This is a genomic window from Sphaerisporangium sp. NPDC088356 (assembly GCF_040685555.1).
Classification (GTDB): Bacteria; Actinomycetota; Actinomycetes; order Streptosporangiales; family Streptosporangiaceae; genus Sphaerisporangium.
Window position 1 is genome coordinate 1 of record NZ_JBFBIK010000076.1, and the last position, 24,993, is coordinate 24,993.

Annotated in this window: 21 protein-coding genes and 1 pseudogene; 14 read left to right on the top strand and 8 right to left on the bottom strand. The window is 69.6% G+C overall.

The window, feature by feature from the left end; all coding sequences use genetic code 11:
- Positions 1–488: endolytic transglycosylase MltG (locus AB0O34_RS24720; RefSeq protein WP_363919092.1), on the top strand; the 488-nt coding region annotated here is incomplete at its 5' end.
- Complete coding sequence (locus AB0O34_RS24725; RefSeq protein ID WP_363919094.1) at positions 488–1,318, top strand: shikimate dehydrogenase; 831 nt, start codon at positions 488–490, stop codon at positions 1,316–1,318. The genes AB0O34_RS24720 and AB0O34_RS24725, both read left to right, overlap by 1 nt.
- Here AB0O34_RS24725 and AB0O34_RS24730 read toward each other — a convergent pair.
- Both AB0O34_RS24730 and AB0O34_RS24735 read right to left on the bottom strand, forming a co-directional pair.
- Positions 1,293–1,715 (bottom strand): type II toxin-antitoxin system VapC family toxin, encoded by a 423-nt coding sequence (locus AB0O34_RS24730; protein WP_363919096.1) that lies wholly within the window; start codon positions 1,713–1,715, stop codon positions 1,293–1,295. The genes AB0O34_RS24725 and AB0O34_RS24730 overlap by 26 nt on opposite strands.
- The gene (locus AB0O34_RS24735) at positions 1,712–1,960 is read right to left on the bottom strand and encodes a type II toxin-antitoxin system Phd/YefM family antitoxin (RefSeq protein WP_363919098.1); all 249 of its coding nucleotides are present in this window, start codon (positions 1,958–1,960) and stop codon (positions 1,712–1,714) included. The genes AB0O34_RS24730 and AB0O34_RS24735 overlap by 4 nt, the downstream gene beginning before the upstream one ends.
- 375 nt (positions 1,961–2,335) lie before the next feature.
- Between AB0O34_RS24735 and infC the strand changes: the two genes are divergently transcribed.
- From infC to AB0O34_RS24770, 7 genes are all read left to right on the top strand, one after another.
- Positions 2,336–2,965 (top strand): translation initiation factor IF-3, encoded by a 630-nt coding sequence (gene infC / locus AB0O34_RS24740; protein WP_363919140.1) that lies wholly within the window; start codon positions 2,336–2,338, stop codon positions 2,963–2,965.
- A 135-nt stretch (positions 2,966–3,100) separates the two neighbouring features.
- A complete protein-coding gene (gene rpmI, locus AB0O34_RS24745) occupies positions 3,101–3,295 on the top strand; it encodes a 50S ribosomal protein L35 (RefSeq protein WP_363919100.1) in 195 nt (64 codons plus the stop codon).
- A 24-nt stretch (positions 3,296–3,319) separates the two neighbouring features.
- Positions 3,320–3,703 carry a 50S ribosomal protein L20 gene (gene rplT, locus AB0O34_RS24750; RefSeq protein ID WP_363919102.1) on the top strand — a complete coding sequence of 128 codons (384 nt, stop codon included), beginning with the start codon at positions 3,320–3,322 and terminating at the stop codon, positions 3,701–3,703.
- A 125-nt stretch (positions 3,704–3,828) separates the two neighbouring features.
- Positions 3,829–4,632 (top strand): RNA methyltransferase, encoded by an 804-nt coding sequence (locus tag AB0O34_RS24755; protein WP_363919104.1) that lies wholly within the window; start codon positions 3,829–3,831, stop codon positions 4,630–4,632.
- A 141-nt stretch (positions 4,633–4,773) separates the two neighbouring features.
- The gene (locus AB0O34_RS24760) at positions 4,774–5,856 is read left to right on the top strand and encodes an ATP-binding protein (RefSeq protein WP_363919106.1); all 1,083 of its coding nucleotides are present in this window, start codon (positions 4,774–4,776) and stop codon (positions 5,854–5,856) included.
- A 346-nt stretch (positions 5,857–6,202) separates the two neighbouring features.
- On the top strand, positions 6,203–7,243 hold the full coding sequence (gene pheS, locus AB0O34_RS24765) for a phenylalanine--tRNA ligase subunit alpha (RefSeq protein WP_363919142.1): 1,041 nt from the start codon (positions 6,203–6,205) through the stop codon (positions 7,241–7,243).
- Positions 7,244–9,796, top strand: coding sequence for a phenylalanine--tRNA ligase subunit beta (locus tag AB0O34_RS24770; RefSeq protein WP_363919108.1), 2,553 nt, complete (start codon positions 7,244–7,246; stop codon positions 9,794–9,796).
- A gap of 87 nt (positions 9,797–9,883) precedes the next feature.
- On the opposite strand, the gene AB0O34_RS24775 is transcribed toward AB0O34_RS24770, so the two are convergent.
- The 3 genes from AB0O34_RS24775 to AB0O34_RS24785 all read right to left on the bottom strand — a co-directional run bounded on the left by AB0O34_RS24775 (position 9,884) and on the right by AB0O34_RS24785 (position 15,905).
- Complete coding sequence (locus tag AB0O34_RS24775) at positions 9,884–13,069, bottom strand: penicillin acylase family protein (RefSeq protein ID WP_363919110.1); 3,186 nt, start codon at positions 13,067–13,069, stop codon at positions 9,884–9,886.
- A 283-nt stretch (positions 13,070–13,352) separates the two neighbouring features.
- Positions 13,353–14,096 carry a phytanoyl-CoA dioxygenase family protein gene (locus tag AB0O34_RS24780; RefSeq protein WP_363919112.1) on the bottom strand — a complete coding sequence of 248 codons (744 nt, stop codon included), beginning with the start codon at positions 14,094–14,096 and terminating at the stop codon, positions 13,353–13,355.
- Positions 14,097–14,432: 336 nt separating this feature from the next.
- Positions 14,433–15,905, bottom strand: a complete 1,473-nt coding sequence (locus AB0O34_RS24785; protein WP_363919144.1) for a SulP family inorganic anion transporter — start codon at positions 15,903–15,905, stop codon at positions 14,433–14,435.
- 444 nt (positions 15,906–16,349) lie between these two features.
- Between AB0O34_RS24785 and AB0O34_RS24790 the strand changes: the two genes are divergently transcribed.
- Positions 16,350–16,772, top strand: a complete 423-nt coding sequence (locus tag AB0O34_RS24790) for a MerR family transcriptional regulator (protein ID WP_363919114.1) — start codon at positions 16,350–16,352, stop codon at positions 16,770–16,772.
- Positions 16,773–16,797: 25 nt separating this feature from the next.
- On the opposite strand, the gene AB0O34_RS24795 is transcribed toward AB0O34_RS24790, so the two are convergent.
- Positions 16,798–16,998, bottom strand: coding sequence for a hypothetical protein (locus AB0O34_RS24795; protein WP_363919116.1), 201 nt, complete (start codon positions 16,996–16,998; stop codon positions 16,798–16,800).
- A gap of 204 nt (positions 16,999–17,202) precedes the next feature.
- Here AB0O34_RS24795 and AB0O34_RS24800 point away from each other — a divergent pair, with 204 nt between their 5' ends.
- The 3 genes and pseudogenes from AB0O34_RS24800 (at position 17,203) to AB0O34_RS24810 (ending at position 20,350) form a co-directional block, all read left to right on the top strand.
- Entirely contained in the window at positions 17,203–18,372 is a 1,170-nt protein-coding gene (locus AB0O34_RS24800; protein ID WP_363919118.1) for a helix-turn-helix transcriptional regulator, read from the top strand.
- A 507-nt stretch (positions 18,373–18,879) separates the two neighbouring features.
- Positions 18,880–19,392 (top strand): annotated as a pseudogene (locus AB0O34_RS24805) (cytochrome c biogenesis protein CcdA); the annotation flags it as partial.
- A 505-nt stretch (positions 19,393–19,897) separates the two neighbouring features.
- Positions 19,898–20,350 carry a hypothetical protein gene (locus AB0O34_RS24810; protein WP_363919150.1) on the top strand — a complete coding sequence of 151 codons (453 nt, stop codon included), beginning with the start codon at positions 19,898–19,900 and terminating at the stop codon, positions 20,348–20,350.
- Positions 20,351–20,455: 105 nt separating this feature from the next.
- On the opposite strand, the gene AB0O34_RS24815 is transcribed toward AB0O34_RS24810, so the two are convergent.
- Both AB0O34_RS24815 and AB0O34_RS24820 read right to left on the bottom strand, forming a co-directional pair.
- Positions 20,456–21,718: an MFS transporter gene (locus AB0O34_RS24815; protein WP_363919120.1), complete on the bottom strand. Its 1,263-nt coding sequence runs from the start codon at positions 21,716–21,718 to the stop codon at positions 20,456–20,458.
- 366 nt (positions 21,719–22,084) lie between these two features.
- Complete coding sequence (locus AB0O34_RS24820) at positions 22,085–23,758, bottom strand: class I adenylate-forming enzyme family protein (protein WP_363919122.1); 1,674 nt, start codon at positions 23,756–23,758, stop codon at positions 22,085–22,087.
- A gap of 189 nt (positions 23,759–23,947) precedes the next feature.
- Here AB0O34_RS24820 and argC point away from each other — a divergent pair, with 189 nt between their 5' ends.
- On the top strand, positions 23,948–24,970 hold the full coding sequence (gene argC / locus AB0O34_RS24825) for an N-acetyl-gamma-glutamyl-phosphate reductase (RefSeq protein ID WP_363919124.1): 1,023 nt from the start codon (positions 23,948–23,950) through the stop codon (positions 24,968–24,970).
- Positions 24,971–24,993: the final 23 nt, after the last annotated feature.

A 24,993-nucleotide genomic window follows, 5' to 3' on the forward strand; every position in this document is an offset into this window, starting at 1 on the left:
CCGCGATGGTGGCGCGCTACAAGCGCGCGGCCGACGACGCCGCCCTCGTGGCGGGCGCCAGGCGGGTGGGCCGAACGCCGCTGGAGATCATGACGATCGCCAGCATCGTGCAGGCGGAGTCCGGCAACGTGCGCGACATGCCCAAGGTCGCGCGGGTGATCTACAACCGGCTGAACCGCACGCCGCAGATGAAGCTCCAGATGGACAGCACGGTCATGTACGGGCTGAACAAGTTCGGCATCGCCGCCACCCACGAGGAGATCAAGAGCACCTCGCCGTACAACACCTACGCGCGCCTCGGCCTGCCGCCGGGCCCGATCGGCAACCCCGGCGACCACGCCATCGAGGCGGCGCTGAAGCCCGCCGACGGCACCTGGCTGTTCTTCGTCACCACCGACCCGAAGCGCGGCATCACCAAGTTCACCGACTCCGAAACGGAGTTCTTCAAGCTGGCCGAGGAGTTCAACCAGAACCACAGGGCGGGCTGATGGAGCGGCGTGCCGCCGTGCTGGGCTCGCCCATCGCGCACTCCCTCTCGCCGTGCCTGCACCGGGCCGCGTACGACGCCCTCGGGCTGCGCGGCTGGAGGTACGACGCGATCGAGTGCGACGAGCAGGGCCTGGCAGGGCTGCTGTCGGGTATGGGCCCCGAGTGGGCCGGGCTGTCGCTGACCATGCCGCTCAAGCGGGCCGTGATTCCCCTGCTGGACACCATCGCCGACCTCGCCGTCGAGGTCGGCGGGGTGAACACCGTGGTGTTCCGCGACGGCGCCCGGCACGGCGAGAACACCGACGTGCACGGCATCGTCCAGGCGCTCACCGAGGCGGGAGTGGCGGCTCCCGGGGCGGCGACGATCCTCGGCGGCGGCGCCACGGCGGGCTCCTCGCTCGCCGCGCTCCGCGAGCTGGGCCTCTCAGCGGCGACGCTTGTGGCCCGCGACCCTTCGCGGGCCAGGGAGACGGCCGAGGTCGCCGAGCGGCTCGGCATGGCCCTGACCGTGCAGACCTTCGACAAGCTCGACACCGCGCTCGACGTGGACCTCGTGGTCTCGACGCTGCCCGCCGGAGCGGCGGACCCCTACGTCGAGGCGCTCACGGTCGTGCCGGCCGTGTTCGACGTGGTCTACGCCCCATGGCCGACGCCACTGGCGCGGGCCGTGCGGGCGGCCGGCGGCACGGTCGTCGGCGGATTCGCCATGCTGCTCCACCAGGCCGTACGCCAGGTCGAGCTGTACACGGGCCTGGGGGAGGTCCCGGTGGAGGCCGTAAGGGCCGCCGGCGAGACCGAGATCCTCAGACGAGCGGCTCGAACGGATTGACCAGCCGCACCCCGGTGTCCGCGACGTCCTTCACATTGCGGGTCACCAGGGTCCATCCCCGTACGAGCGCGGTGGCCGCCAGGAGACCGTCGACCGCTGGAAGTGGTGAGGTCGCACGCAGCCGCCCCCACTCCTCCGCGACCTCCGAGGTCACCGGGATGATGCGGTCACGGAAGTCGCGGTATAGCGCGTCGAGCCACGCGTCGATGAACTCGGCCTGGCGGGAATCGCGCCGCCTGAGCCGCTCGGCCCCGTAACGGACCTCTCCGACCACCAGCGTGCTGAGGTAGAGCGAGGGGCCGTGCACGGACTCCACCCATTCCATGACCTGCGTATCAGGCTCACGCTTCCGTGTCTCGGAGACCACGTTCGTGTCGAGGAGGTAGCCGGTGGTCACCGGCCGAGCTCGGCTTCACGAGGGAGCTCCCTGGGTGGGAGTTCCAGCTTGTCCCACGGAGGGGATGACCTGAGGAACTCCTTGAAGTCAGGGGCGCCGTGCCGCAGGCGCCGGTATTCGGCGATGTCGATGATGACGGCGACCTCCTCGCCGTGGCGGGTCACCACCTGCGGGCCCTCGTCGTGAGCCTGGCGGATCACCTCGCTGAGGCGCTGCTTCGCCGCCTGCAACTGCCATTGACCCATGTAAACCTCCATCTAGTCTGTCTAGATCCGCACGACGATCCTACCGGGGTCATCGCCATCCGTGTCTGATAGATCACAGATCGTAATGGGGTCGGAGGACTATTCGGTGGGCAGCCGGCGTTGTGATAGTGTTGCTGCTTGATCGGTCCGGCATGGCTGCTGGACGCGCAAGCGGAGGTTTTCCTCCCACCTGTTCGACCGCAGGGTCGATGGGTCAAGGATCACTACCGGACTCCTCCGGGGAGCTCATGGTCTTACGATCATTGAGCTCGGTGGCCCCGCATGCGCGACGTGTGGGGCTTTTCGCATTCGCGTGGAACCTCCCATCACGGTCAAGCACCGACGCGGATAAATGCCAGGTACCTAGGAGGTCCCATCAGCACTGAGCCCCGCATCAACGAGCGTATTCGCGTGCCCGAGGTCCGCCTCGTGGGCCCGAACGGCGAGCAGGTCGGCATCGTCTCCATAGGCGATGCGCTGAAGCTGGCCCAGGAGTCCGACCTCGACCTGGTCGAGGTCGCGGCAACGGCTCGTCCGCCCGTGTGCAAGCTCATGGACTACGGCAAGTTCAAGTACGAGTCCGCCATGAAGGCACGCGAGGCGCGCCGCAACCAGGCGCACACGATCATCAAGGAGATCAAGCTCCGGCCGAAGATCGACCCGCATGACTACGAGACCAAGAAGGGTCACGTCGTGCGGTTCCTGAAGGCGGGGGACAAGGTCAAGGTCACGATCATGTTCCGTGGACGTGAGCAGTCCCGTCCCGAACTGGGCTTCCGGCTCCTGCAGAGGCTGGCGGAGGACGTCACGGAGCTCGGCTTCGTCGAGTCCCAGCCCAAGCAGGACGGCCGAAACATGATCATGGTGATCGGGCCGCACAAGAAGAAGGCCGAGGCCAAGGCCGAGAAGGCCGCGGCTCGCGCGAGAACCCCCGGTGATCCGGCGGAGGGCGAGGACATGAGCCTCGACCACGACATGGCGTCGGCATCGGAACCGCAGGAGTGACCCGCCCCGCCTGACAGCTCGGCGGGATGCGAGAACACACCGATACCGGGTCAGGGAGAGCGGCCAGGCATGCTCCTGGCTGGGGTACCTTGACCCGGGATATCGGCACGGACCATTGAGGGAGAGACGGCTGACATGCCGAAGATGAAGACGCACAGCGGTGCGAAGAAGCGGTTCCGCCTCAGCGGGAGCGGCAAGATCATTCGCCGGCGTGCGAACCGTGCCCACTACAACGAGCACAAGCCCTCCACGCGGACGCGCCGTCTCGCGCCTGAGGTCGTCCTGTCCGATGCCGATGCGAAGAAGATCAAGAAGCTGCTCGGCAAGTAACCGAACCCCCGGGGAGATAGAACAATGGCACGCGTAAAGCGGGCGCTCAACGCCAAGAAGAAGCGCCGCGTCGTCCTCGAGCGGGCGAGTGGTTACCGGGGTCAGCGGTCGCGGTTGTACCGCAAGGCCAAGGAGCAGATGCTCCATTCACTGACCTACGCCTACCGTGATCGCAAGGACAAGAAGGGTGCCTTCCGGCGCCTTTGGATCCAGCGCATCAACGCCGCGGCACGCGCGAACGGCATCACGTACAACCGGTTCATCCAGGGCCTCAAGGCCGCCGGTGTCGAGGTCGACCGCAAGATCCTCGCCGATCTCGCGGTGAACGACAGCCAGACCTTCGCGGCTCTGGCCGAGACCGCCAGGAAGGCCCTCCCGTCCGACGTCAACGCGCCGGTCGCGAGCTGAGCCCACGCACCACCAGTGAACGACTCGTTCTGTATCGGAGCGGGTCGTTCTCTGTTTTCCGGCATTTCCACCGTGGCGGGCCTCACGCGAGCCGTCACGGTTCAGGGGTCTCACCAGGGGGATACGTGGCCGGGTCCGAGCTGACCAATATCAGATCTCCGCGCGTCAAGGCCGCGAAGCGCCTGACCAAGCGGGCCTTCAGGGACCGCGACCGCTCCTTTCTCGCCGAGGGCCCGCAGGCCGTGAGGGAGGCGCTCACCCTCCCCGGCGTCGCCGTCGAGCTGTTCACGACCGCGGACGCGGAGATCAGGCACGCCGACATCGTGGAGACCGCCCGGCAGGCCGGTGTGCCGGTGCACGCCGCGAGCGGGGAGGTCATGGCGGAGCTCGCCCAGACCGTCACCCCCCAGGGGCTGCTCGCCGTCTGCCGCTTCGTGCACGTCCCCCTGGCCGAGGGCGTCACCGAGGGCGCCGGCCTGGTCGCCGTGCTGGCCCACGTACGCGACCCCGGCAACGCCGGCACGGTCCTGCGCACGGCGGACGCGGCGGGGGCGGACGCGGTCGTGTTCACCGACGCATCCGTGGACCCCTACAACGGCAAGTGCGTCAGGGCCAGCGCAGGGAGCCTGTTCCATCTCCCCGTCGTCACCTCCGCCCCCGTGGCCGAGGCCGTACGCCATCTCAAGGAGCGGGGACTGCGCGTCCTCGCGGCGGACGGCGCCGGGACCAAGACGCTCGACGACGTCGACCTGAGCGGGCCGACGGCGTGGATCTTCGGCAACGAGGCGTGGGGCCTGCCCGAGGAGATCCTGGAGCTTGCCGACGAGGTCGTCCGGGTTCCCATCTACGGGCGCGCCGAAAGCCTCAACCTGGCGACGGCGGCCGGAGTCTGCCTTTATGCCTCGGCACGGGCCCAGCGCTCCGCGTAGGCCCTCTGGCAGCCGTACAGGCCCCTTTGGCCTACGGGGACCCATTTCTGCTGCGGCGGGACGGTCCCCCACGGAGAGTAGGGCTGCCTTCCGGTACGGGAAACCCGCTATTGTCGGCCCTGTAGGGTCGAGGAGGCGATAGTGCGCGGCGGACAAACCCACCAACGGGGCGCCGATGCCGCGTGTTCGATCGAGGTCGATGATCTGCCCGACGGCGTCATCGTGGCCGACGAGCGTGGCAGGGTGGTCGCCATCAATCGCGCCGCGTCCCGCCTCACGGGAGCCGAGCGGCACGCGATCGTCGGAAAGCACTTTCCCGATGTCCTGCCCTTCCGTGACAACGACGGCCGCGACTGGTGGAAGTGGCTCGACGCCTACGGCGGCCTGCGCACCCGCAGCCGCCAGCCCGAGTGCTCGCTCTATCTCTCCGGCGGCCAGGAGCTGCTGGTGGCCGCCCGGTTCGTGCGCAGGCCCGAGCGCGGCGGCGACGTCGTCCGCGTCGTCGTCACCCTGCGCGACGCGGCGGCGCGCGCCCGTCTGGAGCGCAGCCGGGCCGACCTGGTCTCCACCGTGGCCCACGAGCTGCGCTCCCCGCTGACCAGCGTCAAGGGGTTCACCGCCACGCTGCTGGCCAAGTGGGGCCGCTTCACCGACGACCAGAAGCGCGTGATGCTGGAGACCGTCAACGCCGACGCCGACCGGGTCACCCGGCTCATCACCGAGCTGCTCGACGTCTCCCGCATAGAGTCGGGCCGCCTGCAGATCCACCGCCAGGTTGTCGACATCCCCGGGCGGGCGCGTAAGATCATCGCGGGTCGGGTGGCGGCGGGCGAGCCGGAGGACCGATTCCTCCTGGAGACGCTCGGCGATCTACCTGAGATGTGGCTCGATCAGGACAAGATCGACCAGATCCTCGGAAACTTGCTGGAAAACGCGGTGCGCCACGGGCGAGGTACCGTGACGATAGTGGTAGAGCCTGTCGAGTGGGGAGTTGCCGTGTCCGTGCGTGACCAAGGCGAGGGTGTCGCACCCGAGCTGGCCTCGCGCGTCTTCCGGCAGTTCTGGCGCGGCAACGGGCGGCGCCGCGGCGGCACGGGGCTCGGCCTTTTCATCGTCAAGGGTCTCGTCGAGGCCCATGGCGGCACGATCACCGTGCAGCGGGCGCCCGGCGGCGGCGCCGAGTTCCGATTTACCATGCCCGCCGGCACTCCCGACTTCGCCTGACGCGTCGCCCGGGACGGCCGGTGGGCCTCACTCACCACGCCGGCATCCGCCGGCCCGGCCGCGTCGCGTACGGACGCTCGACCGCGGGAGGTCACGACGGTTTCCCGCCGGCGTCCGAGATGTTGTGACCACCTCCCGCCGGCGTCCCGAATGTGATCGGAACAGCCTCGATCGCCGCCAGGGACCGCTCGCGGGAAGGCGTCCACAGCCCGTCGCCCGCGGCCGGTCAGCCACTCTGGACGGACTAGACTCGTGCCCGCTCAAGCCCTGGATACGGAGCTCTCTCTTGTCGAACACCTATGACCCGGTCGAGGTGACGCCGTTGCACGCCGACGAGGTGGCGCGCATGGAGGCGGAAGCCGTGGCCGCCATCAACGCGGCCACCGACCTCGACGACCTCAAGCAAGTGCGGCTGGCGCACTCCGGCGACCGGTCACCGATCGCGCTGGCCAACCGCGAGATCGGCGCGCTGCCGCCCCAGGCCCGTTCCGAGGCCGGCAAGCGCATCGGCGGGGCTCGCAAGGCCGTCGCCGAGGCCCTCGCCGCCCGGCAGGCCGTGCTCACGGCCGAGCGCGACGAGCGCGTCCTGGTCGATGAGGCCGTCGACGTCACCCTCCCATGGGACCGCGCGCCCCGGGGGGCGAGACACCCGCTCACGACGCTGCAGGAGCGCATCGCCGACGCCTTCGTCGCGATGGGCTACGAGGTGGCCGAGGGGCCCGAGCTGGAGGGCGAGTGGTTCAACTTCGACGCCCTCAACATCGCGCCCGACCACCCGGCCCGCTCCGAGCACGACACGTTCTTCGTCGAGTCGGTCGACTCCGGCATGGTCCTGCGCACGCAGACCTCCCCGGTGCAGATCCGCGCACTGCTCTCACGAGAGCTCCCGGTGTACGTCATCTCGCCCGGCAAGACCTTCCGCACCGACGAGCTCGACGCCACCCACACCCCGGTGTTCCACCAGATCGAGGGCCTGGCGGTCGACGAGGGGCTGACGATGGCCCATCTGAAGGGCACGCTCGACCGGTTCGCCGAGGTCATGTTCGGCGAGGGCATCAAGACCCGGTTCCGGCCCAACTACTTCCCGTTCACCGAGCCGTCGGCCGAGATGGATCTGCGCTGCTTCGTCTGCCGCGGCGCCTCGGCCGTCCCCGGCAACCCCGCGTGCCGCACCTGCAAGTCCGAGGGCTGGATCGAGTGGGGCGGCTGCGGCATGGTCAACCCCCGAGTGCTGGTGGCCTGCGGCGTCGACCCCGAGCGCTACAGCGGGTTCGCCTTCGGCATGGGCGTCGAGCGGACCTTGATGTTCCGCCACAACGCCGAGGACATGCGAGACATGGTCGAGGGAGACGTGCGCTTCACGCTCCCCTTCGGTATGGAGGTCTAGATGAAGTTCCCGCTTTCCTGGCTGCGGGAGTACGTCGACCTGCCCGCCGTCACCGCCCACGAGGTCGCCGACAAGCTCACCGCGGCCGGCCTCAAGCTCGAGTCGATCGAGGCCGTCGGCGACGACATCAAGAACGTCGTCGTCGGCGAGGTCCTTTCCATCGAGGAGCTCGCCGGTTTCAAGAAGCCCATCCGCTACTGCTCGGTCGAGGTCGGCGAGGCCGCGCCCCGCTGGGTCATCTGCGGCGCCACCAACTTCGCCGTCGGCGACCGTGTGGCCGTGGCGCTCCCTGGCGCCGTGCTGCCGGGCGGCTTCGAGGTCGGTTCACGCAAGACCTACGGCCACGTGTCCGACGGCATGATCTGCTCGGCGCGTGAGCTCGGCATCGGCGAGGACCACAGCGGCATCCTGATCCTGCCCGCCGACACCCACCTGGGCGCCGACGTGGTCGAGCTGCTGGGCCTGCGCGACGACGTGATCGAGCTGGAGATCACCCCCGACCGGGGTTACGCCCTGTCGATCCGGGGCGTCGCCCGCGAGGTCGCCACCGCCTTGGGCGTGCCCTGGCGTGACCCGGCCGACGTGGAGCCGCCCACCTTCACCGAGGACGCCCACCCCGCGTCGATCGCCGACCCCTTGGCGTGCGACCGGTTCGTGCTGCGCTCGGTCTCCGGGTTCGACCCCTCCGCCGAGACTCCCATGTGGATGCAGGTGCGCCTGGCGCGCGCCGGCGTGCGGCCGGTCTCCCTGGCCGTCGACGTCACCAACTACCTGATGATCGAGCTGGGTCAGCCGCTGCACGCCTTCGACAGGTCCAAGCTGAGCGGGCCCGTCGTGGTCCGCAGGGCCGGGCAGGGCGAGACGCTGGAGACGCTCGACCACGTCGTGCGCAAGCTCCACCCCGAGGACATCTTGATCACCGACTCCACGGGCGCGATCTCGATGGCCGGCACGATGGGCGGGCTGGAGACCGAGATCTCCGACGCCTCCACCGACCTGGTGATCGAGGCGGCCCACTTCTCGGCCACCGGCACGGCCCGCATGTCGCGGCGCCACAACCTGGTGAGCGAGGCGTCGCGCCGGTTCGAGCGCGGCGTTGACCGCGAGCTGCCGCTGTACGCCTCGTGGCGCGCGGTGCAGCTGCTGGTCGCGTTCGGCGGCGGCACGGCGGACCCCGGGGTCACCCACGCCTTCGTCGACGTCGAGCCCGCGACGATCACCATCCCGGCCGACCACCCCGACCGGGTGGCGGGCATCGCCTACGGGCGCGACACGGTCGTCCGCCGTCTGGAGCAGGTCGGGTGCACCGTGGTCGCCCAGAGCGCGGTCGCCGGGCACGATGGAGCCGAGGCCCCCTCGGCCGTCCCCGCGGATGTCCTCGAAAGCCCGGGCCGGCCCGATCCCGCCGAGCTGCTCACGGTGACGCCGCCCTCGTGGCGTCCCGACCTGACCGACCCCAACGACCTCGCCGAGGAGGTCATCCGGCTCGAAGGCTACGAGCAGCTGCCCTCGGTGCTGCCCGCCGCCCCCGCGGGGGCCGGTCTCACCGAGGCCCAGCGGCTGCGCCGCCGTGTCGGCCGCGCCCTGGCCGCCGCCGGGTACGTCGAGACGCTCGCCTACCCGTTCATGGGCGTGCGCGACCTCGACAACCTCCAGCTGCCCGAGGGCGACGTTCGGCGCCGGGCCGCACGCCTGGCCAACCCGATCAGCGAGGATGAGCCGCTGATGCGCACCACGCTGCTGCCGGGGCTGCTCAAGACCCTGGTCCGCAACGTCGGCCGCGGATTCGGCGACCTGGCCCTGTTCGAGTCCGGGCTGGTCTACCGGCCCGAGCAGGGTGCCCCGGGGAAGGCGCCGGTGCTCGGTGTCGACCGCAGGCCCACCGAGGAGGAGCTGGCCACCATCGCGGCCGCCCTGCCCCGGCAGCCGATCCGGGTCGCCATCGTGCTCGCCGGCGAGCACGACCGGTCCGGCTGGTGGGGCGCGGGACGTCCGGCGAGCTGGGCCGACGCCGTCGAGGCCGCGCGCGTGGTCGCGCGGGAGGCGGGCGTCGAGGTCACCGTCAGCGCCGACCGGCACGAGCCGTGGCACCCCGGCCGGTGCGCCGCCCTGCACGTCGGTGAGACGCTTCTCGGCCACGCCGGCGAGCTGCACCCGCGCGTCATCGAGGCGTACGGGCTGCCGGCCCGCACCTGCGCGATGGAGCTGGAGCTCAGTGTCCTGGAGGCGGTCCTGCCAGGCCCGGGGCAGGCCGAGCCGGTCTCGTCCTACCCCGTCGCCATGCAGGACGTCGCGCTCGTCGTCCCGGCAGAGGTTCCGGTCGCCGAGGTCGAGGCGGCCCTGCGCGAGGGGGCGGGCACACTGCTGGAGTCGATCCGGCTGTTCGACGTCTACACCGGATCCCAGGTGGGCGAGGGCAAGAAGTCCCTGGCGTACAGCCTGCGCTTCCGCGCCCCCGACCGCACTCTGATCGTGGAGGAGACCACCGCGGCCCGCGACTCGGCCGTGGCCCTCGCCGCCGAACGCACGGGAGCCCACCTGCGCAGCGCGTAGCGGGCGTTGCCGGTGCCGGGCCCTTTCGCCCGGCACCGGTGGAGGTCTATGGCGGCGGATCACTCCGCCGCCATCCTTTTCACCCCGCTACTTTGAGTACACCTCCATCTCGTACAGGGAGTAGCCGTACGAGGTACCGCGTGTCACGCCCTGCATGCGGACGTAGCGGGCGGTCGCCGGGCTGAAGGTCACGTTGTCCACGCCGCCGTTCCCGGTGGTGGTGGAGTAGACCGTGGTCCACGTGGAGCCGTTGGTGGAGGTCTGGATCGAGTACGCCGTGCCGTAGGCGGCCTCCCAGCGCAGCACCGTCCGGGCCACGGTCTTGGCCGACCCGAGATCGACCTGGAGATACTGGTTGTCGCTGGACGCGCTCGCCCAGCGGGTCGTCGGGTCGCCGTCGATCGCCCTGCTCGCCGGGTAGGGCGGCAGGATCTGCATGCTGGAGGCGCTGGCGGACCCTCCGGTCGCGAGGTTGGTGATCGGGTCGCCCCGGTGGGCGGGGAAGGACACGACCTGCTGGTAGGTCGGCCGGTTCTGCCAGGAGATCAGCGACTGCTTGACCCCGCCCAGCGGCGAGTGCTCGATGGCGTCCGCGCACCACTGGTCACCCGCCGAGCACACGTCGTCCGCCGGGTAGGTGGTCGTCGCGGGTTCGGCGAGCGCCGCCGACAGGCTGTTCAGCAGCACCGTGCGGCAGCCGGCCACGGTGCCGTTTCCGCAGTACTTCTGGGCCAGCGGCCCGGCCACCGGGTCGCCCAGCACCGAGCGGATGTCCTTGCTCACATAACCCCACCAGCCGTACTGGAACGCCGACCCCTTGTGCGCCTGGGCCTCGTTCGCCGAGCCGGGCAGGTTGGAGACGTCTCCCTGCTGGTGGCCGGACGGGGATTCGTTGATCTGCAGGGCGTTGACCAGCGACTGGTAGAGGCCGTCGCCCAGGCCGGGCTTGAACTGCGACTGGACCAGCTTCGGCCACCATGCGTCGAACGCCCGGATGGCGTCGGCGTCCGCGTAGGTCTTGCTGCCCGGCGAGGTCTCCAGGCGCCTGGCGCCACCCGAGGCCCACGCGGACAGCTTGGACACCGCCGAGGCGAGCGCCGGGTCGGTCACGGCCGTGCTGTTGATCACCCGGAGCAGGTGGGGCAGCACTTCCTTGCCGCGCAGGTCCGTGGTCGCCGCCTCCGCCATGATCTTCACGGTGCCGGCCCGGTCGAGCTTGCCCGACCCCGCCAGGGCCGCCTTGACCGGAGCGTCCAGCAGGTCGACCCGGTGGACCGGCCCGAAGCTGAAGTTGCCGTCCGCGGCGCCGTAGTCCTTGGCCTGCTTGTTGTTCCAGCTGACCAGGTAGTCCTGGTTGGACGTCTGCGGGTGGGTCGCGGGAGCCGCGTACGTCGCGGTGTTGGTGGCCGGGTCGTACCCCGCCCACTCGTGGGTGGCGTCGGCCGTCATCGGGAGGTTCGGGTCGGAGACCGCGGACCTGACCGGGCTGTTGCCCGACATGAAGTACGCCGCGTCGGAGGAGTTCACGTACAACCAGTTGAACGCGAAGCCGATGGTGGAGGCGGAGTTCCTGAACGCGTCGGCGTCACCCATCTGGGCCGGGTCGTTGAACATCTGGAACCCGACCGCCGAGTCGGCCTCGTGCTGGTAGGTCGAGCGCAGCGCGGCGAAGGCCGTGGGCTGCCCGTTGACCGTGCCACGCCAGCTCACCAGGCCGTACTTGGTGCGTTTCATCACCAGGTCATACGAACCTGCGGTGGTGCTGTCGGCGACGGTGGGCTTCCACGAGTTGGTCTTCTTCAGCGTCTCCATCGCCGTGCAGGTGCCGTGGTACATGTAGTAGTTCGACGCCGCGGTGACCGTGCCGCCGCCCGGGTCGCAGAGCTGCAGCGCGTAGGTGTCGGTGATGTCCTGGCCCGCCGAGGTGGCGCTCCACGCGTAGTCCGTGCCCCGGCCGAGCAGCACGTACAGGTTGAGCCCGGCGAACGCCGCGCCGCGTGCCCGGATGCCGGGCCCTGACAGCTCCTCGAGCATGAGCAACTGCGGGGCGAAGTAGCCGGTCTGGGGCCCGAATACGGCCACAGGGTGCCCGGACTTGGACTTGGCCGCCGACACGACCACGGCGTTGGACATGCTGGGCTTGGAGTTGTCGACGAGCAGCCCGTCCAGCACCCCCTTCGCGGAGGAGGTGGAGGTGGTGGCCGACCCCGACTCGTTCTCGGTGATGTCCACCGGCGCCGTCGTCGCGTCGGGCAGGACGACCCCGGTGGCGCCGCCGGGCGCGTTCCCCGAGGGGAAGCTCTGGCCGTTGTGCAGGGTCAGCGTGGCCTCGGGGTCGTTCTGCGACCGGAAGGCCGTCCAGACCTGGTCGCCGATCGTCGTGCCGTACTTGGCCCTGGCCGCGACCCGCACGAGCGCGGACTGCATCTCCGCGCCGCCGCCTCCGCCGAACAGACCGCCGATCACGCCTGAGACCGCGATCAGGTCGGTCATGGTGAAGTCCTGCGGCCCGCCCGCGTTGGTGATCGCGTCGAGGTGGCCGGTCAGGACGTACTCGCCGGGGCAGTTCCTGTTCGCCATGCAGTAGTCGATGTAGGCGTTGATGCCGCTCACGTAGTTCTGCACGTCGGCGTAGAGCTGGGCGCCCCTGGCGCTGGAGTCCCTGAGGCTGTTGATCTGCCCCTGGAGGTCCGCCTCGGTGTAGGGGGAGTTGCGCCAGACGCTCTGTTCGAGCGCGCGGTTGCCGGGGGCGCCCCCGGCGAACGGCGTCAGCTCACCACGGCCGACGTGCCGCATCAGGTCCATGAGCCACAGGCGGTCCTGCGCGCCCGCGTACCCGGCGCCGAACATCGTGCCTTCCCGGGTCGTCCCGGTGACGTGCGGCACGCCGGTCGCCTTGTCGCGGACGATCGTCACGTCCGATCGGGGGCTGGTCGTGCTCTCCACCTGCCCGGCCGGAACGCCGAACGAGCTGTCGTTGAAGAACGTGGTGATCTGGTCGTCGGTCAGCCCGGTGTAGCCGGCGATGAGGCCGGCGTACTTGCCCAGCTGGTCGTTGCTGTGCCGTGGCATCGTGCCCAGCGACTGGTTGGCCAGAATCTCCACCAGGGTCGCGTTTCCGTTCTGGCCCGGAGGTAACACGTCCGCGCATTCGCCGAGGCAGTAGTCGTCGGCGGTGTAAGTTGCGGCCGATGCGGGCACGACGGGGGATGCCAGCGCGAGGATCACCAGCGCGGAGGCCGCGGTGATCGTCCGCCGGAGACGTGCGTGCATGTAGAGAACCCCCAAAACATGAGGCGTACTCGGATGTTGGGAGGACCATACGCTCGCACCAACACCGGATCAATGGCCCATGTGATAATCACCCGCCCCGGAAATGACTCCCGGTCACAACCCCAGTCACAAACCCGCCGCGACGTGCACCACCACAGCGCCCCGATCGAGACAAACCACTGGCCCTCTACGCGCCGCGGCTCAGGGCATGGCCCTCGCGACCCTCACGCCCCACGCTCGCGGCCCGGGCCGACAGAAGTAACGCCCGCCGGAGGGCAGCCCATCACGTCGTGCGCATGGTCGGGTCGACGCCGCGCAGCATCATGCCCTGGCCTCTGGAGCGGTGGACGTCATCGACGGGCAGGTCCTCCGGATCGCGGAACTGGATCAGCAAGGTCGTGCGCGCCTCAGCCGCGGTGTTGACGCCGGACCCGTGTACGGTGAGGTAGGTCAAGAACAGCACGTCACCCGCCTCGGCTTCGATGGGAACGGCGGACTCCAACGGCCATTTCGACGGCGGCAGATGCCAGCCGCCCTCCTCGATGTGCGGAAGCAGCCCGTTCTTGTGGCTGCCCGGTACCACACGGACGCATCCCTTCTCCTGCGGCGCGTCGTCGAAGTGGAAAATGGCGGCGCCGACCGTGTGCTTCGTATGGGGAAGGTGCGGGGCGTCCTGGTGCAGGGGGAACGGTGACCCCTTCTCCGCCGGCTTCACGAAGATCTTGGTGTGGTGGAGTTGGACGTTGTCCGTGCCCATCACCGCCGCCGCGACGTCGGTGAAGCGCGGGTCGAGCAGAAGCTTCGTGAACGCGGCCGAGTAGAACTGCGCGTCATGGCAGTGCCTCAGCTCGGTCGCGCCGCCTCCCAGCTCACGGGCGCTGCCCCAGGTCGGGTCTGTCTTACGCAGCCGTGCGAGCACCGCGTGGCTTTCATCCCGGTACGCCCGGGCCTCCGACCTGCTGAGCAGGCCTTTGACGAGGAGGTAGCCGTTGTCTCGGTAGAACTGGACCAACGATGCGTCGACCATGTCGCCCTCCCGCACCCACTGCCATGCATCTCTGAGATGCGGCAAGCCCGCCATTTCCCGCCTTCTGCATTTCAAGTCCGACGGCACGTTCTGGATGCCACCGACGGACTCCAGAATCCCACCTCCGTCGCGCTGCGCGGCGATGACGTGTACGTGCTAAGCGCCGCCTGCACCAGGGCCACCGACCCCAACCCGTCGCGCGCACGCCTGCGGGAAGCCGCTACCGTGGTCGGCTTCATGAGCATCCAGAACGCGACGACGGCCACGGCGATCCCGGCGGCACGGCGGCGGCCGCCCCGTTGCGCTGGGGCGGCCGCCGTTCGGGTGCGGGGCGGGTCAGTGGCTGCCGGCGAGTTCGCCGCTGAGCTTGCCATGGAGGTGGGCGCTGGGGCCGTACAGGCCGATGATCTCGACACTCTTGCCGCGCTGGGCGTACTTGGTCTCGATCGCGTCGAGGGCCGCGACGGACGAGGCGTCCCAGATGTGCGCCGATGACAGGTCGATGACCACCTTCTCCGGGTCGCCCGCGTAGTCGAACTGGCCGACCAGGTCGTTGGAGGAGGCGAAGAACAGCTCGCCGGTCACCCGGTAGACCACGCTCGTGCCGTCGGGGTCGGTGACGGCGGTGACGTGGGCGAGGTGGGCGACGCGCTTGGCGAAGATGACCATGGCGGTGATGGAGCCGACGACGACGCCGATGGCGAGGTTGCCGGTGGCCACCACGCAGACGACGGTGATGACCATGACGGCGATCTCGCCGGCCGGCATCCGCTTCAGCGTCCTGGGCGCGATGGAGTGCCAGTCGAAGGTGCCGAAGGACACCATGACCATCACGGCGACCAGGGCGGCCATGGGGATGTCGGAGACGACAGGGCCGAAGACGACGCACAGCACCATCAGGAAGGACCCCGCCAGGAAGGTGGACAGGCGGGTACGGGCGCCGGACACCTTCACGTTGATCATCGTCTGGCCGATCATCGCACAGCCGCCCATGCCGCCGAAGAACCCGGTGACGATGTTGGCGATGCCCTGGCCGATCGACTCCCGGGTCTTGGAGGAGTGGGTGTCGGTGATGTCGTCGACCAGCTTGGCCGTCATCAGCGACTCCATCAGCCCGACCAGCGCCATCGCGAGCGCGTAGGGGGCGATGGTGGTCAGGGTGTCCATCGTGAACGGCACGTCGGGCAGGCCCGGCACCGGCAAGGAGGACGGCAGGGCGCCCTTGTCGCCGACGGTCGGCACCGCGATGCCGGCGGCGACCGTGATGACGGTCAGGATGACGATGGAGACCAGCGGCGCCGGGATCACCTTGGTGACCTTCGGGAAGAACACCATCAGCGCCAGGCCGCCGGTGATCAGCGGATAGACGGCCCACGGGACGTCGGTCATCTCCGGCACCTGGGTCATGAAGATCAGGATGGCGAGCGCGTTGACGAAGCCGACCATGACCGAGCGCGGCACGAACCGCATCAGCTTGGCAATGCCGAGCGCGCCGAGGACGACCTGGAAGACGCCAGCGACGATGACCGCCGCGACCAGGTAGCTTAGGCCGTGCTGGTGGTTCAGCGGGGCGATCACGAGGGCGACGGCGCCGGTGGCGGCGGAGATCATCGCCCGCCGGCCGCCGACAATGGAGATCACCACGGCCATGGTGAAGGACGCGAACAAGCCGACCGCCGGGTCGACCCCGGCGATGATCGAGAACGAGATCGCCTCAGGGATCAGCGCAAGGGCGACAACCAGGCTCGCCAGGACCTCAGTGCGCCACACCTTCGGATCGCTCAGCCAGTCGGGCTTGAGGTCGCGCAGCCGCGCGGCGGGGGACAGTACGGAAGAAGACAAGGAAGCAGGTGCCTGTCGTGCTCGGGCACGCCCTCATCGGCAGGCAATGGGCGTGCGTGACGGGCGCGGGTGGGCCAGGAGCGGTGCCCCGCGGATGGCCCAGGGTGCGGGCCGGAAGTCGAATGGGGACGGAAACAGGGGGCTGCGCGACGGCACGGACGGCTCACGTCCAGGGGCGAAGCGTGAAGCGTCACGGCGGGCAGGCGGCGGCGCCGGGCGTCATGCGCTCGCGCACGCTTTCTCCTGCAAGAATCGGATCTTCGCCGGGGGCGCCATCGGCCCCGACACGGCAGTGGTGGCGCCGACCAGGAGCCGAGCTCCACCACCACGAACTCTACCCTAACGTTAGAGTTGGGATCGGTGGTGATCGCACGGGACGCGGCAGCACCGGGGACATGAAGGGCCAGGAACATGGGCGTGGACGACAGGCACATGCAGATCGGCGAGGTCGCCGCGCGGACCGAGCTGTCCCTGCGCACCATCCGGCACTACGAGGAGACCGGCCTGGTCGTCCCCTCCGCCCGTTCCCAGGGCGGCTTCCGCCTCTACACCGAGGCCGACGTCGCCCGGCTGATGGTCATCCGGCGCATGAAGCCGCTCGGCTTCACCCTGGAGCAGAAGCGCGACTTGCTTGAGGCCACCGACCGCCTCGACTCTGCCGAGGGCACCGTCTACGGCAACGAGCGGGAGCAGCTGCTGGAGCGCGTGCGCGGTTACGAACGGGCCGCGGCCGAGAAAATCGAGGACCTGCGGGTGCAGCTGTCGCGCGCCGAGGAGTTCGCGGCCACCCTCCGCACCTGCCTGGACCGCAAGGCCCCCACCGCACGGGCCTGACCCGCCCCACCCCGCGCGGTCCGGCTCAGCGCCTGCTCTCGCCCGGCGCGAGCAGGCTCGTGAGCTCGGCGATCGCCTCCGGGGACGGCTTGAAGTAGCGGCGGACATACTCCGGCTTCTTGTGCCGCGACTTCGCCATGAGCATCAGCAGGCTCGCCCCGGCCTCGCCGAGGGGAGTGAGGGGGAAATGGCGGTACTCGTGCAGCCTTGTCCAGATGGATAGCACCGCGGTCGACGCCCGCGCGCAGCAGCACGTCGATCTGGTGGTCAGGGTTCTGGTCGGCGATACTGACCCGTGCGTAGCCGAAGAGCACAGTCGAAATCCACTCCACGCAGCGTTCACCGACATTGATTCGGCCGGCGGCATGGGCCAAGCAGAGGCGCGCGTATCCACTGCTCCAGATATCCGTTCCGGCCTAGCATGAGTTTCATGGCCACGATAGGCGAGCGGGTCGTCAATCTTCGTAAGCGGCGTGGCATGAGCCAGGCGGAGCTGGCCTCGATCTCTGGGGTGTCTGCCTCCCTTATCCGGAAGCTTGAGCAGGGGGCCCGCTCAGACGTGAGGTTGGAGACTGCCCGCAAGATAGCCGCAGCGCTCCGCGTGCCCACCACAGCGATCATCACCGACTATGTCGGTGACCAGGCGGATGCCGCGACCGTTGACCACTGGGGTGCGGTCCGTCGCGCGTTGCACGGTCTTGGCGATCAGTCGGAGGAACCGCCAACCGCGGAAGGTATTCGGACGGCGTTGGACGCCTCGATGCCGCTGTGGAAGGGCGACAAGTACGCGGAGTTGGCCACGTCCCTGCCCAAGCTGCTGGCGGACACTGACACGCTTGTGGGCACCGATCGGTCACAGCGGTTCGTGCGATCACGCCTGCTTCACCTCACGGGCTGGCTTCTCACGCAAACCCGGCAGTTCGAGGCGGCGGAGCTTGCCCTGCGGCGAGGTCTCGATGACGCGGACGACCTTCTGGAAGCGGCGGCGATCGTCAGTACACGGTGTTGGTTGCTCCTGCGGCAGGGACGGCTTGGGCAGGCGCGGCAGTCGGCGATCAAGTGGGCGGACGACGTCGAGCCTCGCATCTCTAGGGCGACGCCTCGGGATCTGTCGGCCTGGGGGTGGTTGCTCCTGCGGTCGTCGGCGGCTGCCGTACGCGACAACCGGCCTGGCGAAGCAGAGGACGCTATCCGGCTCGCGCGTACGGCTGCCGTTGCCATGAGCCGTGAAATCTCTCCGGCGGACGACTTTCTACGAACCTTCGGCCCGATCACCGTGGCGATGAAGCGGGCGGAGAACGCCATGGTGGAAGATCGTCCGGACGTCGTCCTGCGCATGTCACAGGCCATCCCCACCAATGACCTTGCCCCCACCTCCAACAACCGCAATCGTCATCTCCTCGATGTGGCGGACGCTCATCGCCGGTCACATCAGTACGGTGAGGCGTTCGAGGTCCTCCGACGTATCAGGCAAGACTCCCCGGAGTGGATCGTCAACCAGGGATACGCGAAAGACATCCTCAAGGGAATCATTGCCCGTAGACGCACCCTTACCGGCGATATGCGCGATCTGGCGGATTTCGTCCAGCTGGACTACTGAGTAGTGACACGGGACGTGTCACTTCGCTTTCCGATCGCCGTAGAGTGATACAAAGTCGATCTAGCCGTATGGTATTGCGCGGTCATACGGTTTCCCCATGCGAATGCCGGACACGAGAGAAGAGCAGGCACACGGCGTGATGGCCGTTTGTGAGGCGGCTCGGTGCGGCCGGAACGCCGTCCTGGCAGGGGATCCCACTGTGAATCTACATAGTAAAGGCGATCACAAAGGTGACCCGGGCGCGCCGGTCACGGCGACCTCATCACGGGGGCGGTATCGCGCTGTGCTGGAAGTAGAGGCAGGCTGTCCGGTGACCGAGGTGGCGCAGCGGTATGGGGTGTCTGTCCGGAAACTGTTGGCCGCGTAGCGCCGCCATGCCGACCGGCGGACGGGAGCGGCCATGACCACCGTCCGCTCGGAAGGGCAAGCGTGACGGCCGCCGATCTGCCGCTCGTACTGGCGTTCACCGCGGGCACGGTGGCCGCGTTCAACCCGTGCGGCTTCGCCATGCTGCCCGCCTACCTCACGATGCTGATCGCCGACGACGGGCCGGACCGGCGTGGACCGCTGGTCCGGGCGCTGGTGCTGTCGGCGGCGATGACGGCCGGGTTCGTCACCGTCTTCGGGCTGTTCGGAATCGCCGTCACCGCGCTCGCGGTGTCGGCCGGCCGCTACCTGCCGTGGGCGACACTCGTCATCGGCGCACTCCTGATCGGCTTGGGCGCCTGGCTGCTGAGCGGCCGCGAGTTGCTGGTCCGCCTCCCCGGGCTGCCCACCGGGCGTCCCGCCGCCTCGCCGCTGTCCCTGTACGGGTACGGCCTGTCGTACGCGGTGGCCTCGCTGTCGTGCACGGCTGGCCCCTTCCTGGCGGTCACCTCGGCCTCTGTGGCCGGCGGCGGCCTGGTCGGCGGGGTGAGCGCCTTCATGGCGTACGCGCTCGGGATGGGGCTGGTCGTCGCCGTGCTGTCGCTCGCGGTCGCGCTGGCCCACGCCGCTGCGGTGGCCAGGCTGCGGCGGGTCCTGCCGTACGTGTCACGGGCCGGCGGCGGCCTGCTCGTCCTGGCCGGGGCGTACGTCCTGTACTACGGCAGGTACGAGCTGCGCGTGCTGGGCGGCGGGCCTGCCGAGGACCCGATCGTGGGCGCGGCGACGGCGGTGCAGGGGCTCGTCTGCGGCTGGCTGGCGACCCTCGGCGCGGGCTGGGGCGTCGCCGCGCTCGCCGTCCTGCTGCCGGCGGCGTGCTCGTGCTGCGCAGGCGGCGGGAGAGAGGGCTCAGGCGGTGAGCAACCGGGCCCGTTCGGCGATGTCCGAGTTGGGGCTCGCGACTCGCGAAGCCGCGGGACGAGGTGCTTCCTGGGGTGCATGGCGTCACCTGGGTCCGTTCGGTGTGCCGTCCCGACGTGCACAGGATGTAGATGTACATCCCGGGCGGGGATTGAGGCGCATGGGCACGCGCCTGGTGCGTGCGTTCCGGCCTGCCTATCGGCGGTGTCGCCAGACCCCGGCCTTCGCCCGGACCCATCCCGTGACCGGATGGCCCTACACCCCCTACGACGAGCACGAGGACAGGTATCTCGCGCCGTACCGGTGCCAGCCGCTGCCCTTCGACTTCGGCATTCAGCGCGTGCAGGCACCGATCCGGCTGCTCACCAACTGGGCGGGCGACAACGCGTTCGTGCACCGCATGTACACCACCATGCGCAGGCCGATCTTCTACGGCGACGCGGCGATCTACAAGGGGAAGGTGATCCGCAAGTACGTCGCGGAGAAGACGGACGCGGCGGGGCGGACCGTGTCGTACGCGGCGGTGGCCGTCGAGATCGTCGGCCTCAACCAGCGCGACGAGGTGCACTGCCTCGGTTACGCGACCGTGTTCCTGCCCTCGGCGGCCATGGACCGGCCGATCCTGCCGGTTCCTCATACCGACCGCCCGGAGTACGTGCCGTTCGAGGTGCACCGTCGGGCTGGATGGTTCTAGGGATCTCCGCAGTACGGAAGAGGTGATCGCGTGTCCACTGCCGGCCGCCTCGCCGTCGATCGCACTGCACCCCGCCCGGCGGTGACACCCGCCCCGGGCGCACCCCTATGGGGCTGCCGCCGACCGCTCGGGGTTGGCCTGGTGAGCAGGGGTGAAAAGGGCGATCACCGCGATGAGCAGGCAACCCGCGCCGACGATCAGGCAGACCATGGTGACGCCGTACCGTCCGGCGGCCCAGCCGAGCACCGCCGCGCCTACCGGCCCCAGGGAGAAGTGGATGGTCCAGAAGGCCGAGGTGACCCGGCCGAGCAAGTGCCCCGGGGTCACCTGCTGGCGTAACGACATCGAGCAGATCCCCGCCACGCTGACACAGCCGAGGTAGACGGCTGCCAGAGCGGTGGCACTCCAGACGCCGCCGGAGGCTCCGAACCCGGCGACAGCGAGTCCGCACAGTCCATGCGCACCGATCCAGGATCGGCCGAAGCCCGTTGTCCTGCGCAAAGGGGCGGCAAGGATCGCGCCGGCGATCGCGCCGAGCGCGGCGACCCCCAACACGGTCCCGATGGTGGCATCGGGCTGCCCGAGATCGTGCTTCAGGTGGTAGACGATGACGTTCGTCAGGCCGAACGTGAGAAAGATGACGAAAGAGAGCAGGACGGTCAGTGTGCGCAGCACCGGGTGCCCCCACAGGAACCGGGCTCCGGCCAGCAGTTCCTGCCACGCCCCCTGGTGAGGCGGCGGGGCGGCGTCGGCCGAGCCCGCGGCTTGCCGGCCAAGCCGGATGAAGGCGATGCCGAGCGCCGACCCCCCGAAGGTCGCCGCATCGATGCCGATCGCGGCGGTCGGGCCGAACCGTCCAGCGACCACGCCCGCGAGCAGCGGCCCGAGGACCCCGGCAGCCGCGGCTGTCGCGTAGAGCAGGCCGTTCCCCTCGGTGACGCGGTCGTCGCGGACGAGACCGCGCACCACGGTCACGTAGCCGACCTGGAAGACCATTCCCACGGCTTCGCCGATCGGCAGCACCACGTACAGCAACCAGATCTGCGGACCGAATGCCCAGGCCAGCGGGACAAGGCCGTACACCACCATTCGGGCGAGGTCGCAGCAGATCAGCAAGGTGCGCCGGTCGAGCCGGTCCACCAGGATCCCGGCGAAGGTACCGGCGCCGATCGCGGCCGCACCGGACACGCCCGTCAGCAGACCCATCTGAGCGACGGACCCGGTGGCGTGCAGCACCAGCAGCGGGACGGCGATATAGGCGAACGAGTCTCCGGCCACCGAAAGCGTCTGGGCGGCCCAGAATGTGCCGAAGTCGCGGTCGCGCCACAACGGTCGAGCGGACTCGCCTCCCCGGTCCTTCGTCCGCATCACGCGGTACCCGCGACGGCGGCCAGGACCAGGATCGGCCCGGAGTCGAGCAGCCGGCAGGCAAGGCGTCGCATCGTGTCCCCGTCCAGCTAGGGCCTGTATATGCCGACGATGCCATCCGTCCTGTCCTCCCGGAGGCGATCACGGCCACCCCTACTGAACTGAGAACAATTCTTGTGGATCTCTTCCTTACAGCAGGGGCCGCCGGCTCCGAGCACTCGAGACGCCGCCGTAGCTCCTCGACCTTTCCGGACGGCCATCTGCGGCATTCCATCGCCATGCGACCGAAGGGCGGGCTTCAGGTGATCATTCGACGTCTTCTCCGCGCGGGATCGTCAAGCCCCCGGAGTCTCCTTGCGCAGAACCTCAGAGGCCCAGGGTCTCCTTGCGGAGATGGGTTTTGAGGATCTTGCCGCCGGGGTTGCGGGGGAGTTCGGCGTCGCGGAACCAGAAGCGGACCGGGATCTTGAACGGGGCCAGCACCCCCCGCAGGAACTCCCGCAGTTCCTCCGGAGTCGCCGGCACGCCCGGCTTCAGCCGTACGACCGCGCCGACCTGCTCGCCGAGCTCGTCGTCCGGGATCCCGATGACGGCCGCGTCGTCGATGGCGGGGTGCTCGAACAGGGCCGCCTCGACCTCGGCGCAGTAGACGTTCTCGCCACCCCTGATGACCATGTCCTTGGCCCGGTCGACGATGTAGACGAAGCCCTCCTCGTCCACCCGCGCGAGGTCGCCCGTGTGCAGCCATCCGTTGACGAACGTCTCCGCGGTCGCGTGCGGGCGGTTCCAGTAACCGGTGATCACGTTGGGGCCGCGCATGCACAGCTCGCCGACCTCGCCCGCGGGAAGCTCGTTGCCGAGCGGGTCAGAGATCCGCACGTCGCAGACCGCCAGGGGCAGGCCGATGCTGTCGGGCTTGGCCTGGTACGTGGGCCCGCTGTTGTAGATCGCGAGCGCGGTCGTCTCCGTCATGCCGTACCCGTTGGACGCCTGCCGCTGGGGCAGCTGGTCGTTGATCCGCTCCAGCAGCTTGGGCGGGGCCGGGGCGCCGCCGTAGCTCACGCCGCCGAGGCTGGAGATGTCGTACTTGCCGAAGTCCGGATGCGACAGCAGCTGCCAGGCGTTGGTGGGAACGCCGGTGAGGATCGTCACCTTCTCGCGCTCGATGAGCTGGAGTGCCAGCCCCGGGTCCCACTTGTACATCAGCACCAGGCCGCCGCCGGTGAACATGGTCGCGGTCATCACCGCGAAGCAGCCGGTGACGTGGAACAGCGGCACCGTCAGCAGGGTGATCCGCCGCGTGCTCGCCGCCGAGGCCGGGTCCTTGCCCGCCAGGGCCACGCTGCGCAGCAGGGCGTAGGCGACGGTCATCGGTGACTGGCCGAGGTTGCGGTGGCTGCCGAGCGCGCCCTTGGGGAGGCCGGTCGTACCGGAGGTGTAGAAGATCGTCGCGGGGTCCTCCGCGTCCAGCTCCACCGCCGGGAGCGCCACGTCGGCACGTACCTCCCCGAGGACCTCGCCGAACTCGCGGGCCGCCGGGGGCAGCTCACCGGTGGAGCGGGTGACGATCAGGGGGACGGTGGTGTCCCGCAGCCGCTCGGCGCGCTCGCCGTCGACGACTGCGACCTTGGCGCCCGAGTCCGTCAGGCCGTACTCCAGCTCAGGGGTGGTCCACCACGCGTTGAGCGGTACGGCTATCGCCCCGATCGCGAGGGTCGCCGAGAACGCGACGACCCACTCGGGGTAGTTGCGCATGGCGATGGCGACCCGGTCGCCCTTGGTCACGCCGAAGTCCTCGACGAGCCGCCCGGCCAGCGTCGCCGCCCGCCGGTAGTGCTCCTCATAGGTGATCCGCTCGTCCTCGTAGACGAGGAAGACCTTGTCGCCGTGGAAGCGGCTGTTCTCCAGGAGGGCCCGGAAGGTGGTCGGGGCGTGCTTCCAGGTCCGGAGCTTGGTCCCGCGGATCTCGACCTCGTCCATCTCGAAGAGCTGGCCCGGTCCGGTGAGCTGTGCCTGGACCTGGTCGTGCGTGACAGTCATGCGCGGTGACTCCCGGGGGTGAGTAGGTGCCGTTGCCAGGTGACGATACCGACCGGTAGGTACGGAGAACAGAGGGTTGTTCCAGGCGGGCGTGGCGATCGCGCCCGGTTGCATGAAGATGCTTAGGCGTGCATACTTTCTCTCTGTAGAAGTCATGAGGTCGAATGCATGGTCATGCGAGGTGGGTCGATGAAGGCGGCGGTCGCGGGAGCCAGCGGGTACGCCGGAGGCGAGCTGCTGCGCCTTCTCCTCGCCCACCCCGCCATCGAGATCGGCGCGCTCACCGCGGGTTCGAGCGCGGGCGGCACGCTCGCCGCGCACCAGCCGCACCTGCCCGCCCTGGCCGGCAGGGTCATCGAGGAGACGACCGCCGAGTCCCTCGCGGGTCACGACGTCGTCTTCCTGGCCCTCCCGCACGGGCAGTCCGCCGCCGTCGCCGAGCGGCTCGGTGACGACACGCTCGTGGTCGACTGCGGTGCCGACTTCCGGCTGGAGGACGCCGCCGAGTGGGCCCACTTCTACGGCGGCGCCCATGCCGGCACCTGGCCGTACGGGCTACCCGAGCTGCCCGGCCAGCGCGACCTTCTGCGGACCGCCAGGCGCATCGCCGTGCCGGGCTGCTACCCGACGTCGGCGACCCTCGCCCTGTTCCCCGCCTTCGCGGCCGGCCTCGCCGAGCCCGACGTCGTGGTCGTCGCGGCCAGCGGCACCTCCGGCGCGGGCAGGTCGCCCAAGCCCGGCCTCCTCGGCAGCGAGGTGATGGGGTCGGTCAGCGCCTACGGCGTCGGCGGCTCGCACCGCCACACCCCCGAGATCACGCAGAACCTCTCCAAGGTCGCGGGCGGGCCGGTGAAGGTGTCCTTCACCCCGATGCTGGCCCCGATGAGCCGGGGCATCCTCGCCACCTGCACCGCTCCCGCCGTCCCCGGCCTGACCGCGACCGCGCTGCGCGAGGCGTACGAGGCGGCGGTCAAGGACGAGCCGTTCCTGCGGCTGCTTCCCGAGGGCACCTGGCCCGCGACGGCCATGACCCTCGGCGCCAATACCGCCGCGCTCCAGGTGACCCTCGACGAGCGGTCCGGGCGCGTCGTCGCGGTCGTCGCCATCGACAACTTGACCAAGGGCACCGCGGGCGGGGCCATCCAGAGCGCCAACCTCGCCCTCGGCCTGGCAGAAGAACTCGGCCTTCCCCTCAATGGAGTCGCCCCGTGAGCGAGCGCAGCCAGAAGACCAGG

What these genes read in the sequence shown, in the direction of transcription:
- AB0O34_RS24725 (WP_363919094.1), top strand. Translation starts at nt 488, where the DNA reads ATGGAGCGGCGTGCCGCCGTGCTGGGCTCGCCCATCGCGCACTCCCTC.
- AB0O34_RS24735 (WP_363919098.1), bottom strand. Translation starts at nt 1,960, where the DNA reads ATGGGTCAATGGCAGTTGCAGGCGGCGAAGCAGCGCCTCAGCGAGGTG.
- rpmI (WP_363919100.1), top strand. Translation starts at nt 3,101, where the DNA reads ATGCCGAAGATGAAGACGCACAGCGGTGCGAAGAAGCGGTTCCGCCTC.
- rplT (WP_363919102.1), top strand. Translation starts at nt 3,320, where the DNA reads ATGGCACGCGTAAAGCGGGCGCTCAACGCCAAGAAGAAGCGCCGCGTC.
- pheS (WP_363919142.1), top strand. Translation starts at nt 6,203, where the DNA reads ATGGAGGCGGAAGCCGTGGCCGCCATCAACGCGGCCACCGACCTCGAC.
- AB0O34_RS24770 (WP_363919108.1), top strand. Translation starts at nt 7,244, where the DNA reads ATGAAGTTCCCGCTTTCCTGGCTGCGGGAGTACGTCGACCTGCCCGCC.
- AB0O34_RS24775 (WP_363919110.1), bottom strand. Translation starts at nt 13,069, where the DNA reads ATGCACGCACGTCTCCGGCGGACGATCACCGCGGCCTCCGCGCTGGTG.
- AB0O34_RS24780 (WP_363919112.1), bottom strand. Translation starts at nt 14,096, where the DNA reads ATGGTCGACGCATCGTTGGTCCAGTTCTACCGAGACAACGGCTACCTC.
- AB0O34_RS24790 (WP_363919114.1), top strand. Translation starts at nt 16,350, where the DNA reads ATGGGCGTGGACGACAGGCACATGCAGATCGGCGAGGTCGCCGCGCGG.
- AB0O34_RS24800 (WP_363919118.1), top strand. Translation starts at nt 17,203, where the DNA reads ATGGCCACGATAGGCGAGCGGGTCGTCAATCTTCGTAAGCGGCGTGGC.
- AB0O34_RS24815 (WP_363919120.1), bottom strand. Translation starts at nt 21,718, where the DNA reads ATGCGGACGAAGGACCGGGGAGGCGAGTCCGCTCGACCGTTGTGGCGC.
- AB0O34_RS24820 (WP_363919122.1), bottom strand. Translation starts at nt 23,758, where the DNA reads ATGACTGTCACGCACGACCAGGTCCAGGCACAGCTCACCGGACCGGGC.
- argC (WP_363919124.1), top strand. Translation starts at nt 23,948, where the DNA reads ATGAAGGCGGCGGTCGCGGGAGCCAGCGGGTACGCCGGAGGCGAGCTG.